At 72.4% G+C, this 13,535-nt stretch carries 15 protein-coding genes and 1 pseudogene; 8 read left to right on the top strand and 8 right to left on the bottom strand.

The features are described from left to right. The 4 genes from I59_RS18145 to I59_RS18130 all read right to left on the bottom strand — a co-directional run. Positions 1-278 (bottom strand): hypothetical protein (locus tag I59_RS18145; protein ID WP_031274562.1); only part of this gene is annotated, 278 nt, incomplete at its 3' end. Positions 279-291: 13 nt separating this feature from the next. Then, on the bottom strand, positions 292-732 hold the full coding sequence (locus I59_RS18140) for an Hsp20/alpha crystallin family protein (RefSeq protein WP_022905087.1): 441 nt from the start codon (positions 730-732) through the stop codon (positions 292-294). 188 nt (positions 733-920) lie between these two features. Beyond that, positions 921-3,050, bottom strand: a complete 2,130-nt coding sequence (locus I59_RS18135; protein WP_022905086.1) for an Ig-like domain repeat protein — start codon at positions 3,048-3,050, stop codon at positions 921-923. A gap of 150 nt (positions 3,051-3,200) precedes the next feature. Then, entirely contained in the window at positions 3,201-4,460 is a 1,260-nt protein-coding gene (locus I59_RS18130; protein WP_261976611.1) for a HupE/UreJ family protein, read from the bottom strand. Between the two features lie 158 nt (positions 4,461-4,618). Here I59_RS18130 and I59_RS18125 point away from each other — a divergent pair, with 158 nt between their 5' ends. The 4 genes from I59_RS18125 to I59_RS18110 all read left to right on the top strand — a co-directional run bounded on the left by I59_RS18125 (position 4,619) and on the right by I59_RS18110 (position 6,927). Next, the gene (locus I59_RS18125; protein ID WP_022905084.1) at positions 4,619-5,338 is read left to right on the top strand and encodes a hypothetical protein; all 720 of its coding nucleotides are present in this window, start codon (positions 4,619-4,621) and stop codon (positions 5,336-5,338) included. Positions 5,339-5,493: 155 nt separating this feature from the next. Beyond that, positions 5,494-5,676, top strand: coding sequence for a hypothetical protein (locus I59_RS18120; RefSeq protein WP_031274557.1), 183 nt, complete (start codon positions 5,494-5,496; stop codon positions 5,674-5,676). A 19-nt stretch (positions 5,677-5,695) separates the two neighbouring features. Beyond that, a complete protein-coding gene (locus tag I59_RS20440) occupies positions 5,696-6,235 on the top strand; it encodes a MarR family winged helix-turn-helix transcriptional regulator (RefSeq protein WP_022905082.1) in 540 nt (179 codons plus the stop codon). A gap of 83 nt (positions 6,236-6,318) precedes the next feature. Beyond that, positions 6,319-6,927 (top strand): TetR/AcrR family transcriptional regulator, encoded by a 609-nt coding sequence (locus tag I59_RS18110; protein ID WP_022905081.1) that lies wholly within the window; start codon positions 6,319-6,321, stop codon positions 6,925-6,927. Between the two features lie 12 nt (positions 6,928-6,939). Here I59_RS18110 and I59_RS18105 read toward each other — a convergent pair whose 3' ends face one another. The 3 genes from I59_RS18105 to I59_RS18095 all read right to left on the bottom strand — a co-directional run bounded on the left by I59_RS18105 (position 6,940) and on the right by I59_RS18095 (position 9,959). Beyond that, entirely contained in the window at positions 6,940-7,809 is an 870-nt protein-coding gene (locus I59_RS18105) for a metal-dependent hydrolase (RefSeq protein WP_022905080.1), read from the bottom strand. A 222-nt stretch (positions 7,810-8,031) separates the two neighbouring features. Beyond that, the gene (locus I59_RS18100) at positions 8,032-9,147 is read right to left on the bottom strand and encodes a Gfo/Idh/MocA family protein (RefSeq protein ID WP_022905079.1); all 1,116 of its coding nucleotides are present in this window, start codon (positions 9,145-9,147) and stop codon (positions 8,032-8,034) included. Beyond that, positions 9,144-9,959 carry a sugar phosphate isomerase/epimerase gene (locus I59_RS18095; protein ID WP_031274551.1) on the bottom strand — a complete coding sequence of 272 codons (816 nt, stop codon included), beginning with the start codon at positions 9,957-9,959 and terminating at the stop codon, positions 9,144-9,146. Before I59_RS18095 ends, I59_RS18100 begins: the two co-directional genes overlap by 4 nt. Before the next feature lie 283 nt (positions 9,960-10,242). Between I59_RS18095 and I59_RS18090 the strand changes: the two genes are divergently transcribed. From I59_RS18090 to I59_RS18080, 3 genes are all read left to right on the top strand, one after another. Next, positions 10,243-11,559: a carboxylesterase family protein gene (locus I59_RS18090; RefSeq protein ID WP_031274549.1), complete on the top strand. Its 1,317-nt coding sequence runs from the start codon at positions 10,243-10,245 to the stop codon at positions 11,557-11,559. 144 nt (positions 11,560-11,703) lie between these two features. Further along, positions 11,704-12,291 carry a hypothetical protein gene (locus I59_RS18085; protein WP_148286310.1) on the top strand — a complete coding sequence of 196 codons (588 nt, stop codon included), beginning with the start codon at positions 11,704-11,706 and terminating at the stop codon, positions 12,289-12,291. 60 nt (positions 12,292-12,351) lie between these two features. Beyond that, positions 12,352-12,798, top strand: a complete 447-nt coding sequence (locus tag I59_RS18080; RefSeq protein ID WP_022905075.1) for an NUDIX hydrolase — start codon at positions 12,352-12,354, stop codon at positions 12,796-12,798. A gap of 15 nt (positions 12,799-12,813) precedes the next feature. Here I59_RS18080 and I59_RS18075 read toward each other — a convergent pair whose 3' ends face one another. Then, positions 12,814-13,197, bottom strand: a complete 384-nt coding sequence (locus tag I59_RS18075) for a VOC family protein (protein WP_022905074.1) — start codon at positions 13,195-13,197, stop codon at positions 12,814-12,816. A gap of 52 nt (positions 13,198-13,249) precedes the next feature. Between I59_RS18075 and I59_RS18070 the strand changes: the two are divergent. Further along, a pseudogene (locus I59_RS18070) lies at positions 13,250-13,535 on the top strand (nucleoside/nucleotide kinase family protein); the annotation flags it as partial.

The raw sequence follows: 13,535 nt of genomic DNA, 5'->3' as shown, positions 1-13,535 counted from the left end.
GTCCCGGTGTCGTCCGCCGGTTCCGGCGGCGGCGCGAAGACGCCGTCGTACAGCCGGACCGCGCTCCACCCGGCCACGAGCGCCGCGGTCCCGAGGACCGACGCGACCCAGGGCACCGCACCCGACCACGCGGCCGGGGCGGCGACCCAGGCGAGGAACGACCCGACCGTGCTGCCGGTCGCCCCGAGCACGAGCGCGACCCGGCGGTCGAGGCTCGTCACCGTCAGGCCGGCGGTGACGACCGCGATCGCGAGGAGCGCGTTGAGCAGTCCTGCCATCGCGCCCCCGGGCCTACTCGGAGGTGCCGCCGGCGACGGCGAGCTGCTGCGAGCCGGTGCCGACCGCGACGTCGATCTTGCGCGGCTTCGCGGACTCCTTCACCGGGATGGTGATGCTCAGCACGCCGTTGTCGTACGCGGCGGTGATGCGGCCGGCGTCGAGGTGGTCGCCGAGCGTCAGCTGCCGGACGAACGTGCCGGGCTGCCGCTCGCGTGTGATCCACTGCGAGCCCTCGGGAGCGCCGAGGGTGCGCTCGGCACGGATGGTGAGGACCGAGCCGTCCACGTCGACGTCGACGCTGCCCGGGTCGATGCCGGGCAGGTCGACGTCGAGGACGAAGTGGTCCCCGGTGCGGTACAGGTCCATCGGCATCGAACGCGGTCCGCCGGCGCTCCCGAGCAGGGAGCCGGCGAGGCGGTCGAGCTCGCGGAACGGGTCGAAGTTCATCGTCATCGTCGTCAACTCCTTCGTGGTGTTCTGTGTTGAGTCCCCTCGACTCAACTGGTTCCGTTCTAGCACTCGAACCCAGAGAGTGCCAACAGATCGCTCAGTGTCAGCTGGGAGTCCGGCGGAGAGCGACAGCGGATGCGGAAGGCCCCGCGACGGCTGTCGCGGGGCCTCCGGTCGTGCGGGGGTCGGGTCTACTTGACGACGACCGTGACGTTCGGGCTCGTGCTGGTCGTGAGCTGGTCGGTCCCGGCGAAGACGGCGTGCAGCGTGTGCGTGCCCTTCTGCAGCGGCAGCGCCACCGTCACCGTGCCGGACTTCACCGTGACCGTCGCCAGGCGCTTCGAGCCCTGGTAGATCCGAGCGGTGCCGTTCACCGTGACCCCGGTCGCCTTGACCTGCACCGTCGCCTTGCCGGCGCTGTACTTGACGGCCGTCCGCGACGGGGTCTTGGCGACCTCGAACGCGGTCGCGCTGGTCGTGGCGGAGGAGGCCCCGGCGAACGCCGAGGTGCTCGTGAACGTGGCGGAGAGCGCGTGCTCGCCCAGTGCCAGCGAGGCCGGCAGGGTCAGCGTCGCCGAGCCCGCCTCCAGGTCGACCGTCCCGAGTGCCGTGCCGCCGTCCGAGAAGGTCACCGTCCCGACCTGGGTGCCGATGCCACCGTCGACGGTCGCGGTGACCGTTGCGGGCTTCGCGGTGCCGAGGGTCTGCTCCGGGGCCGAGACCGAGAGCTTCGTGGTCGTGGCCGGCAGGGCCGCGTCGAGCTGGAAGCGGTCGACGGTCGACCCGATCGGGGCCGGGTCGGCCGAGGCCGTCGGCTGGAGCGTGACACCGCAGTCGGACACCTTGCCGTGGGTCACGGCGGCGTTCGGCGCGGAGCAGTCACCGGCGCGGATGTCGTGCACGTCGAGTGCGTCGTCCGTCACCGAGACCTTGACGTACGTCCGCACGTGCTCCTGGTTCTCGACCGAGTTGGCCCAGTGGCGCTTGCCGGTCGGGTCGAGCGGGTCCGCACCGTAGCCGCCCTTGGTGGCGTCCGGAGCGGTCAGGTCGTAGTACTTCGAGCCGGATGCCGAGTTGGCGGTGATGTAGATCACGCCGCCGGGGCCGGAGAAGACCTCGGGGGCCGCCGGCTGCTCGTCCGGGTTGGCCTTCTTGCCGTTCTTGATCGCGTAGCTGCGGGAGTACGAGTGGTCGTGGCCCTGCAGGACGATGTCGACGCCGAGGTCCGAGAACGCCCGCGTGAAGTCGAACCGTCGCTGCTGGTTGTCGGCGTCGTTCGCGTGGTCGGCGGGCGAGTAGATCGAGTGGTGGTAGACCAGCGCGGTCCACTTCGCGTCGTCGCCGTAGCGGTTGATGACGTCGCGGACGTACGACACGTGTGCCGCGTCCGAGCCACCGGCGTAGGCGTTCGAGTTGATGTCGATGAACAGGACGCCCTTGTAGGTGTACCAGTAGTCACCGCCCGAGTTCGCGGTGCTGTTGCCGCCCGGGTAGAAGTCCGGGACCTTCAGCGAGTTCGGGACCTGGTTGTGCTGCTCGTACGCCTTGCCGCCGACGTCGTGGTTGCCGATCGTCGAGGCCCACGGGTACTGCTTGAGCACGTCGCTGCTGTCGGCGAACGCGCCCCACTCGTACTCGTTGTTGGCGTGCTCGACCTGGTCGCCGCCGGAGACGAGGAGCTCGGCCGCGGGGTCGTTCCGGGTCGCGTACTCGAGCGTGTCCGCCCAACCCGCGCCGTCGTCGTCGACGAAGCCCGACGAACCGATCTGCGGGTCGCCGAAGAACAGGAAGTCGAAGTCGCCGCTGAAGCGCTTCGTCGTGAAGGTGTACGTCGACGACCACGCCGAGCCGTCCGCCGCACCCACGTGGTACGTGTAGCTCGTGTTCGGCTCGAGGTCGCTGATCGTCGCGTGCGCGTTGATGTAGCCGGACTCCGCGGCGATGCCGGCGATGCTCTTGGTGTCGGAGTCGGTGGTGCTCGTGTCGGCCGCGGTGTTGGCGGCCTTCGAGGCGGCGATGGTCTTCTTGGCGCTGGTGAAGGCGCCGTCCGCCAGGTCGGCGGTCTTCTCGATCTCGAGCGACTGGTCGACGTTGGTCGGGAAGTACCAGGAGGCGATGCGCTGGCTCTCGGTGGCGCCGACGCCCAGCAGGACGTGGATGGGGCCGCCGGTCGAGATGTTCGTGGTCGGGGTCGTCGGCGCAGCCGTCGCCGTACCGGTGCCCGTGAAGGCCGCGCCGGCGACGAGCGCGGCACCCAGGACGGCCCCGCCGAGGCGGAGGGTCGTGCGACGCCGTGCGGGCGTGCTGGACAGGAGACTCATGATCGTGATCCGTTCAGGAACGAGAGGAACGTGCACGGGAGACTCTGGGCGCGCCGTGGAACCCCTCGGTGAACGCTGTGTGTACGGACAGACCCGGTTTGCTGAGGACCGTCACAGGGTCGCGACGACGGCGCTGAGGCTGCCGCTGCCTCAGCCGGCGGCGAGGCGCTGCACGAACCAGATCATGCCCATGACGAAGACGCCGGCCGTGATCGCCCCGGTGACCCAGAGGGCCGCGATGTGGGCTCGGCGACGCAGCAGCGCGAGCGGCGGGAACACGATCGCGATGATCGCGAGCTGCACCGCTTCGATCCCGACGTTGAAGATGAGGAGCGACACCAGGAGCTGCCACGAGAACGCCTCGTGGATGCCGAGCGCCCCGGCGAACCCGAGCCCGTGGACGAGCCCGAACGCGAACACCACCGCGAGCCGGGACCAGCCCGAGCGGTCGAGGGCGAACCGGCCCTCGGTGCCGACGGCGAGCTCGTCCGCGCGGGAACGGCGACGCCAGAGGCGCCAGAGGTACCAGCCGGCGACCGCGGCGATCGAGAGCGCGATGAGTGGCTCGACGACGATCGACGGCGGGCTCACCACCCCGAGGGCGGCGAGGATGAACGTGATCGAGTGCGCGACGGTGAACGCCGAGGCCGTGTAGACGACCTCCCGGAGTCGTCGGGACCCGGCGATCAACGCCACCAGGAACAGGATGTGGTCGATGCCGGTGAGCAGGTGCTCGGCGCCGAGGGTGAAGAACTCCCAGAACCGCTGCCCGGCGGACTGCTCGGTGGAGAACGACGGGCTGTCCGCGGCCAGTGTGGCGGAGCCCTGCTTGCCGTCGACGTCGTACGTGACGATCGTCTTCGTGCCGGTGACGTACGACTCGTGGTCCGGGAAGAGCGTCGAGGACACCACGTGCCCCGAGTCGGTGCGACCGGGGTCGGGGCAGGTGAAGTCCGCCGTCACCTCGGCGTACGGGACCTCGTCCTGCATGTCGACCGTGACCGTCGGCTCCAGTTCGCCCACGCACGCCCGGCCGCCGGAGGTCACGGTGAACCGGTCGAGGACGTACGCGCCGAGTGACTCGAGGTGGGCCTCGGCGGTCTTCCGCATCCCGGGGAAGTCCCCGTCGTCCCACGCGGCCTGGCCCGCCCGGTAGAACGGGTCGTCGTGCTCGCTCGTCCCCACGGACACGAGCATGAGGTCGTACTCGAGGCCGAGCCGCGCGCGCACGGTCCCCGCATCCCTCGAGTCGACGTGCGCGTAGACGACCGAGCTGAAGCCGTGCGCCGACGCCGGGCCGCCGAGGGCGAGGAGGCCGACGACGGCGACGACGGCGAGCAGCACCGCGGCCACGATCCGGTGTCGGAGGATCGGGGTGCGGTGCGGGGAGCGGGTGGTTCCGGGGGTCACCGGGCAGACGATCTCCGGTCGAGGCAACCGGCAGGTGAACAGTCGGCGACCGGTTGCCGACCGACCGCGGATCAGCGCGCCCACGCCTCCCGCAGGTGCCGCGCGTCGTGGTTCCATGGTCCGGCCCTGCTCGCCCCGTCATGCCCGGAGGCCCCACCGTGAACCGCATCCGCTCCCGGACGCCCGTGCTCGCGGGCGTGCTCGCCGTGACCGTCGCGGGCGCGCTCCTGCTGACGGCGTGCTCGTCCGGTCCGAGCGGGGAGGCCGGAGGGGTCCCGACCACCCGGTCCCCGTCGTCGGACGCCGCCGGCACGCTCGGCGCCGGCTTCGTCGACCCGAGCAGTCCCCCGTCGCCCGAGGCGACGATCAGTCCGGCCCCCGGCTCCTGGGACGGCACCCACCCGCCGGCCGACTACGACGTCGTGCTGCTGTCGCCGGGGGAGTACGGCGCGGGTGACGATGCCCAGACCGCGACGCTGGCATCGGCGGTCCGGAGCTGGGCGACCGCCGAGGGGGTCACCGTGACCGACGTCCAGCCCGCATCCGCCGACGGCATGACGGACGCCGTGCTCCAGGCGGTCGCGGACCGGGCCGACCTCGTCATCAGTGTCGGGAACGCGATGGTGGACCCCGTCGCAGCGATCTCGCCGAGCGCGCTCCACCAGCAGTTCCTCGTGCTCGGCGCGGAGATCGCCGAGCCCACCTCGAACGTGACCGCCGCCGACTGGACCGGGGCGGGGTTCCGCGGCGAGGGGCTCGGGGCCTCGAGCCACCACGACCCCTCGACCTTCACGCCCGAACGTGCCGGGCGGGCACTGCGCGCGGGGGTCGCCGCTCTGCAGCACGACCTGAACGGCACCGTCGTCTGGGTCGACTGACCGGACCCCGCGAACCGTCCGAACGGTTCAGTGCGCGAAACGTCCAAAGTGCAAACAGTTCGTTGCGCGAATCGTTCACGTCGTGAAAGAGTTCGGAACGTCCACGAGGACGACGTCCACGAGGATGCAGGGATCGACGGAAAGGCGGGTCTGACATGCACAGCACGTACACAGGGATGCCGCGGCAGGCGAGCGTCGGCCGGAGCCACCCGCGGGTGGGCCTCACGGACCAGGCGGTCATCGACGCCTTCGTGCAGCGCCGCATCAACGACCCGTCGCTCCTCTCGACGCGCTCCGAGCCGTCGTACGCCGACTTCTTCACCGCACCGACCGCTTGACCCAGGAGCGCATGACCACATGCCGTTGACCGTCGTCCGCCGAGAGCACAACCACCTCTACGCCCGCCAGCCGCGGTCCGCCGCCGCGCGGAGCGCCGTCGAGTCGATCCTGCGGCTGCAGCACGCCGAGGAGCAGCAGGTCGAACACGCCCGGATCGAGAGCGGGCTGACCAAGAACGAGTCGCTCGCGCTCCGGTACCTGCTCCAGGCGGAGCGCGACGCCCGGCCGATGGGGCCGAAGGACCTCGCGGTCATGCTCACGGTGTCGAACGCGTCGGTCACGAAGATCGTCGACGGTCTGGTGGAGAGCGGTGACCTCGTGCGCGATGCCCACCCCACGGACCGGCGGCAGCAGGTGCTGCGTCCGACCCCGCAGGCGGCGGCGAAGATCGACGGGTCCTACGCGCGGTTCCACGAGGCCGTGGTCGGCGTGCTCGACAACCTCGACGACGCCGACAACGAGGTCGTCGCCCGGGCGCTGTCGTCGATCGTGGATGCGCTCACGGCCGGGATACCCACCCCGGTCGACGAGTACACCGTCGCCGCCGGGCAGGCCTGATCGCTCCACGGACCGGCCCTGTCGTCGTGTGACCGGGGGCTCGGGCGCTCGCGCGGAAAACCTTCCAGCGGTAAGTTGGCGGGATGACCTCCCCGCCGGACGACGACACGGCCCCGCAGCGCCGTGGGTACCGCAAGGGTGCCGAGCGTCGGGCGCAGATCCTCGACCAGGTGATCCGCATGGTCGCCGAACAGGGCGTGGACGCGTCGTCCCTCCGCTCGGTCGCCGAGTCGCTCGGCATCACGCACGCCGCCCTCCGGCACTACTTCCCGAGTCGTGACGAGCTGCTGCTGGCGGTCTACCACGAGCACGAGGTCCGCGAGCAGGGCGCTCCTGACCGGGTGAAGTCCGCGGTGGGCGACATGCGTGACAGCGCGGTCCGCAACCGCGCCGTCCCGGGGCTGGTGCAGCTGTACACGACCCTCTCGGCCGACGCGGTGCAGGAGGGACACCCGGCGACGCGCGAGTTCGTGCGCGAGCGGTTCACGGGTCTCCGGGCCGAGCTCGCCGAGTCCATCGCGTCGGACCAGGCTGCGGGCCGCATCCGCCCCGACCTCGACGCGGTCGACCTGGCGAGCCTGTGCATCGCGGCGTCGGACGGTCTGCAGGTGCAGTGGCTGCTCGACCCCGACGCGGTCGACGGCGAGCGGGTGCTCCGCCTGCTCGAACGGCTCGTCCCGCCGGTCGACTGAACCGGGTGCGGCTCAGCGGGGGGTGAGCGTCGTCGTCATCGTGACCACGCGAGCCCCCGGGACGTCCTCCACCGAGATCGCGACCGTCGGGTCGACGAGGTCCGAGAGCGCGTCCGGGTGCGTCCCGCCGCACGGGATCGCCGCCACGCCGTCGGGCAGCTCGCACCGCCACTGCCGACGAGCGGACAGCCGGGAGTCCTCCGCCACGACGTGGATCGGACCCCCGGTCGCCGTCCACGCGCGGAGCAGCCCGGTCACGCGGTCCGCGATGCCGTCGGCGTCGTCGAAGGCGCCCGGGTCGAAGCCCTTCTTCCGGAGCGACTTCCCGATCCGGTAGACGTCCTCGGAGCGGTACTCGCCGATCGACGACCGCACGATCGCGAGGGAGTCGAACGCCGGCCGGCCGAGCGAGTCCTCCGGCACGGGCTTCGACCAGCGGTCCGCGAGCACGGCGTCGAGGGCGAGGGCCGCGAGGTGGCAGGCGCTGTGCGCGACGCTGAGCGCCGTCCGGAACTCCCGGTCGACCGTGACCGTCGCGCGGTCCCCGAGTGCCGGCGGGTCCGCGTGCACGACGTGGGCGACCGCGAACACCCACCCCTCGGTGCCGGTGCGCACCGGGAGGTCGTCACCGACGTGGACCGTCCCGTCCTGGACGCCCGCGACCCGGACCTCGACGCCGTCGTACTGCGCGTCCGGCGTCGAGAGCGTGACGCGGTCTGCCGGCTGGTCCGGCCAGGCGGTGTCGACCGGGTGAGCTGCCGTCCGGTCCAGGAAGATCGCCCAGCGGTCGCCGCCGACCGGCTCGACGTGCACGACCGTGCCCTCGCTCGTGACCGCCCCGGCGGGGTAGGTGACCTCGGTGTCGATCATCGGTGCTGCCATGTCCGTCCTCCTGCCGCACCGTACCGCTCGGGCGGCCAGTCGCGCTCCCGCGGACCAGCGCGTCGCCGGGACGCGCACGCGCGGTCTCGCTGGGCGCCCGTCGCTGACACCGCGGCCCGCGGTACCGAGCCGAGCCGCGCCTCCAGGCAGGGACGTCAAGACCACCGCAGGACGCACGAGGGGCCGGTTCCCGACGGAACCGGCCCCTCGTGGTGCTGGCGACTAGGCTCGCACGCCCTCCGCGAGCACCGCGGCCGAGGGGTCGAAGTCCTCGGGCAGCGGTTCGGGCTTGGTGATGCGCGAGGCGATCTCCACGGGCTGACCCGACTCGGCGGCGTCGCGGATGCCGAGCATGACGTCGAGCGCGTGCGACGCGACGGCGCCGGAGGCGCGCTCCGGCCGACCCTCGGCGATCGCGCGGGCCAGCTCGACGACACCCGTGCCACGGCCCCAGGTCGAGCCCGTGTGCGCGAGCGTCGTCGGCTCGTCCTTGCCGAGCGTCCACAGGGTGCTGTCGCCGTCGAAGACGTTCGGGTCCGGCAGCACGATGGTGCCCTCGGAGCCGTTGATCTCGACGAAGCCGTTGCGGGGCAGGGCGTGCTGGAACGACAGGGTCGTCTGCGCGGACTGGCCGTCGGCGAACGAGATGAGCGCGGCGTGGTGCGTGGGCACCTCGACGGGGAACTCGGTGCCGGCGCGGGGACCCGAACCGATCACGCGGGTCTCGCGCGACTTCGACGACACGGCCTGCACGCGCGAAGCGGAGCCGAACGCGTGCAGCAGCGTCGTGACGTAGTACGGGCCGATGTCGAACAGCGGACCGGCGCCCCGGGCGTACAGGAACTCGGGGTCCGGGTGCCACTGGTCCGGTCCGGGCACGTGGAACATCGTCGTCGCGGTGAGCGGCGTCCCGATGTCACCGCGGGCGATGGCGCGGATCGCGGTCTGGATGCCCGCGCCGAGCACGGTGTCCGGCGCGGTCGCGTAGCGGACGCCGGCGGCCTCGGCGGAGGCGAGCAGGTCCTGCGCGTCCTCGGCGGTCGTGGCGACGGGCTTCTCGCTCCAGGTGTGCTTGCCGGCGGCGATGATCTGCTGGCCGACCTTCGCGTGCTCGGCCGGGATGGTGATGTTCACCACGATCGAGACGTCGTCACGGGCGAGGAGCTCCTCGACCGTGCCGTACGAGGCGACGCCGTACTTCTCGGCCTGGGCCTTCGCGCGCTCCTGGATGAGGTCCGCGACGAACAGGACCTCGACGTCGGCGAACTGCGTGAGGTTCGTCAGGTACTGGTCGGAGATGTTGCCGGCACCGATGATGCCGACGCCGACGCGGCTCACGCTGCGCCCCCGGCGGTGTCGTTCTCGCGCAGCCACTGCAGCGACTCGGTGATGCCCTCGAAGACGTCCCCGGCGTAGGCGTCGAACTCGACGACGCGGATGGCCTGCGGCGCGGCGGCGAGGATGCCCGCGACGTCGACGTCGCCCTGGCCGGCCGGCTTCTGGTTCTCGAACGCCCGCTGGAGCGCTTCCGGGACGATGAGGGCGCTCTCGGCGGAGGGGAGGGCGGTGAGGATGTCGCCGTCGACCTTGCCGTCCTTGACGTGGATCGCGACGACGCGGTCGCCGAGCGAGCGGAGCTCTGCCGGAGCGTCCGCGCCGCCGACGGTGGCCCAGAAGGTGTCGACCTCGAGGACGGTCTCGGGGTGGAGCTGCGCGACGAAGTGGTCGTAGACCGTGCGGCCGTCGACCTTGTTCGTGAACTCCCACTGGTGGTTGTGGTACCCGAACTTCAGGCCGTGCCCGGCGGCTTCGGCGGTGAGTTCGTTCACCCGGTCCGCGATCTTCTTGACGTCGTCGGCGGTCTGCCAGCGGTCGGTCGGGATGAACGGGTCGATGACGGTCTCGATGCCGAGGCGCTTCGCGGCGTCCCAGATCGGGGCGGTGTCCTCGGCGTCGATCACGGCGACGTGACCGGAGGGCGCCGTGAGGCCGTTGGCCTGCAGTGCCCGCTCGAGGTCGTCGACCCGCTCGACGAACGCGTACGGCTCGACGTTCTCGTAGCCGATCTCGCGGACCCGGGCGATGGCCGTGTCGAGGTCTTCGGCGATGGCGTCGCGCAGCGAGTAGAGCTGCACAGAGGTGGTGGGCATTGCGGAGTGCTCCTTCGGTCCTGACTGGTGTCGCGGCACTGGATGTCGCAGCACCGGGGGTCGCAGCCCGTCGAGGAGCGATGCTCCACGGCGAGATCGATGACGACGCTACCGGAGAAACCACCCGCTGTGTAGTTTTCGACGCCGTGTTGCGTTCCTCGCACCGCGGAGGGCCGCGGCGGCGGGGTCGTCTTCGAGCTCCGGGCCCGTCCGCGCCCGGGGGCACAGCCCGTCATCGGGCTCCGGGCCCGCGCCCGATGCTCGGCCCGCTAGCGTGGACGGCATGCCCGATCTGCGCGCGTTCGACACCCCGGTCGGCACCGTCCTGGCCCGCGTGGACGGCGACGTCGTCCGGGCGCAGGGCATCCCCTACGCGACCGCCGAACGGTTCCGTCGGCCGCTGCCGGCGCCCGCGTTCCCGGAGCCCTTCGCCGCGGTCACCCCGGCCCCGGTGGCGCCGCAGCCCCCGGCGGCGTTCGTCGACGAGCTGCTGCCGCCGATGCAGCACCTCGCCGTCGACGAGGACTGCCAGCGTCTGACGATCACCCTGCCCGCGGACGCACACCCCGACGAGCGCCTGCCCGTCATGGTGTGGGTGCACGGCGGCTCGTACGTCATCGGCGGCGGCGACCTCCCGATCCACGACGCCCACGACCTCGTGGCGGAGCAGCGCGTGGTCGTCGTGTCGGTGACCTACCGCCTCGGGGTGCTCGGCTTCCTCGGCGACGGCGAACGCGTCCCGGCCAACCTCGGGCTGCTCGACCTGGTCGAAGCGCTGCGGTGGGTGCGGGCGAACATCGGGTCGTTCGGCGGCGACCCCGACACCGTCACCGTGTTCGGGCAGTCCGCGGGCGGGGACGCGATCGCGCACCTCATGATCAGCCGTGGCGCAGAGGGCCTCTTCCGACGGGCGATCATCCAGAGCGCACCGCTCGGCATCTCCCGACGGCGCGCCCGGATGAGCCGCGCGGTGCTCCGAGCCGTCGGTCCCGTCGACGCGGCGACCCCGCTCGAGGACGTCCTGGCCCGGCAGCTGGCGGGGACGCGGGCCGGAGCGCCGTTCGGCCTCCGCGGCGGGATGCCCTTCGGCACGCAGTACGGGCAGGACCCGCTGCCGACGGAGTCCCGTGCAGCCGACGCGTGGCGTGCGGTGGCGCCCGACGTCGACGTGCTCATCGGGTCCGCGGTCGACGAGGCGGCGATGTTCGTCCGGTCGGTGCCCGCGATCGCCGCCGTCTCCCGGACGCGGGTGCTGCGGCCGCTCGTGCGCTGGTGGCTCGTCCGCCCGCTGTCCGAGGTGGTCTACGGCCGTGACGTCCGGCGGTTCCGCGACCGGCACCGGGCCGCGGGCGGGCACGCGACCTCCTACCGGCTGCTGCGGGGCACGACGGCGCGGCCGACCGGCGCGGTGCACATGAGCGACCTGCCGATGCTCCTCGGCGGGCGGGCCGCCTGGGCCGGTTCGGCCTTCGTGCCCGAGCGCGACTGGCCGGCGGTGGACGAGCGCGGGCGGCGCATCCGCACGGTGTGGGCCGAGTTCGCCCGGACGGGTCGCGTGACGGCTCCCGACGACGACACGATCACGTTCGACCGGGGCTGAGCGGTGCGGGCCCGCTACGCGTACCGGGCCCGCACCGGCACCGGCACCGCCACCGGCACCGGCATGGTCGGGACCGCACCGGCCCCACCTCGTCCCCCGGACTGGGCGGTGCCCCGGCTCCGCCGCCGCCCCAGAATCGACGGCATGTCCGATTCCGATGCCGAGCTCCGCTCCCGTGTGGTGACCGGTGCGATCGCGGCCTACCGTGCCGGCGACTTCCACAGCGTCGGTCACGTCGAGATCGCCCGGGCGGCCGACCTCGACGTCGACGACGTGCGGCGCGCCTACCCCATCTGGGACCTCCTCGTCGTCGCGGTGATGGACCGCTGGAACAACGGGAGCCGCCGGGCGCTGTGGAGCGTGGCCGAACGGGACGGCGTGGTCGCGTACCTCCGAGCGCGCCTGCAGGCCGGGCTGGACGAACCGTCGCTCGTCCGGCTGCGGATCGCCCTCCTCAGCGCGGCGTCGACGCCGGGCCACCCGGCCGAGGGCTGGTTCCGTGCGCAGTACGACCACTCGTTCGAGGACATCACCCTCGGCCTCTCCCGCGACGTCGTCGCCGGTCGTGAGCCGGAGGGGACGTCCCCGCGGCACGCCGCCGAGCAGCTCGTCGCGCTGTACGAGGGCCTGCAGCTCCAGGCCCTGCTCCGTGACGACACCGAGGTCATCGGCGGGTTCGACCGTGCGGTGGCGCGACTCCGGGTCGGCTGGCGGTCGAGCGCGACGGTGTGACGGCCGCAAGGCGCGGCGCGGCTGAGCGGGTCGCGCTCGCGTTCCTGGCATGGTCGGGTGATGGAGTACACCGACTACGACACCCGACTCGCGGCCTACGCCGTGGTCACGGAGGGCGACCGGGTGCTCCTCGCGCGACTGCGCTTCCCGGAGTCCGGCACCTGGACCCTGCCCGGTGGCGGCGTCGAGTTCGACGAGACCGTCGAGCAGGCGGTCGTGCGGGAGGTCCGGGAGGAGACCGGACTCGAGGCCAGGGTCGGCGCCCTGCTCGGTGTCCGCCACCACGTCGTCCCGCCGGAGCGCCGGATGCACGCGGGCGCGCGGGGTCGGCCGATGAAGGCCGTGCAGGTCGTCTTCCGCGCGACGATCGTCGGCGGGGAGCTCCGCGACGAGGTCGACGGCTCCACGGACGAGGCCCGTTGGGTCCCGATCGCGGAGCTGCCGCACCACCGGCACGGCCTGCTGGTCCCGATCGCGCTCGGCTGGGCGGGCGCGCTCACCCGCTGACGGGGACGCGGCGGCTCACCGGCTCGGGCCGGACTCCTGCTCCACGATGCTCAGCACGTTGCCGGACGGGTCCGTGAACCAGGCGATCAGCGGTCCGCCGTTCCGGTTCACCCCCCGCTCGTCGGTGACGCCGTCGTACTGCAGGAACCGCACGCCCGCGGCGGTGAGCTCGTCCACGGCGGCGTCGACGTCCGGCACCGGGAAGTTCAGCACCGTGAACGACGCCGGCTCGTGCGCGGGACCCTTCGGGTAGACGAGCACGTGCGTCCCACCCACCTGCAGGGAGAGCATGCCGTGCTCCTCGGTGACCGGGACCCCGAGCACACCCTCGTAGAACGCCCTGGCCTCCGGCACGTCCCGGACCGAGAACCCGCTGAACGCCGTCGTCGCATCCACCATGCGGCCAGTGAACCACCGGGCCTGCCAGGATGGCACCGTGTCCCAGCCCCGGATGAACGTCGACGAGGCCGTCGCGCGCGCCGTGGACCTCGCGTCGGGCCCCGACCGGGTGGTGCTCGGCATCGCCGGGGCCCCGGGAGCAGGCAAGTCGACCCTCGCCCGGCGCATCGTGACGGCCGTGGACGACCACGCCGGACGTGGGACGGCGGTCCAGGTCCCGATGGACGGCTTCCACCTGGCGAACGCGGCCCTCGACGCCCTCGGACGGCGCGACCGCAAGGGCGCGATCGACACGTTCGACGCGGGCGGCTACGTCGCACTGGTCCGTCGCCTCGCGG

Origin of the sequence: Curtobacterium sp. B8 (assembly GCF_000333315.1) — a bacterium.
Lineage (GTDB): Bacteria > Actinomycetota > Actinomycetes > Actinomycetales > Microbacteriaceae > Curtobacterium > Curtobacterium luteum.
Note: the sequence above shows the minus strand (reverse complement) of the source record. Positions and strands in the feature narration are given on the sequence as shown.

Bases quoted from the DNA above. Each gene is read 5' to 3' on its own strand.
- I59_RS18140 (WP_022905087.1), bottom strand. From the start codon at position 732: ATGACGATGAACTTCGACCCGTTCCGCGAGCTCGACCGCCTCGCCGGC.
- I59_RS18135 (WP_022905086.1), bottom strand. From the start codon at position 3,050: ATGAGTCTCCTGTCCAGCACGCCCGCACGGCGTCGCACGACCCTCCGC.
- I59_RS18120 (WP_031274557.1), top strand. From the start codon at position 5,494: ATGCACAGCACGTACACAGGGATGCCGCGGCAGGCGAGCGTCGGCCGG.
- I59_RS20440 (WP_022905082.1), top strand. From the start codon at position 5,696: ATGCCGTTGACCGTCGTCCGCCGAGAGCACAACCACCTCTACGCCCGC.
- I59_RS18110 (WP_022905081.1), top strand. From the start codon at position 6,319: ATGACCTCCCCGCCGGACGACGACACGGCCCCGCAGCGCCGTGGGTAC.
- I59_RS18105 (WP_022905080.1), bottom strand. From the start codon at position 7,809: ATGGCAGCACCGATGATCGACACCGAGGTCACCTACCCCGCCGGGGCG.
- I59_RS18095 (WP_031274551.1), bottom strand. From the start codon at position 9,959: ATGCCCACCACCTCTGTGCAGCTCTACTCGCTGCGCGACGCCATCGCC.
- I59_RS18090 (WP_031274549.1), top strand. From the start codon at position 10,243: ATGCCCGATCTGCGCGCGTTCGACACCCCGGTCGGCACCGTCCTGGCC.
- I59_RS18085 (WP_148286310.1), top strand. From the start codon at position 11,704: ATGTCCGATTCCGATGCCGAGCTCCGCTCCCGTGTGGTGACCGGTGCG.
- I59_RS18080 (WP_022905075.1), top strand. From the start codon at position 12,352: ATGGAGTACACCGACTACGACACCCGACTCGCGGCCTACGCCGTGGTC.
- I59_RS18075 (WP_022905074.1), bottom strand. From the start codon at position 13,197: ATGGTGGATGCGACGACGGCGTTCAGCGGGTTCTCGGTCCGGGACGTG.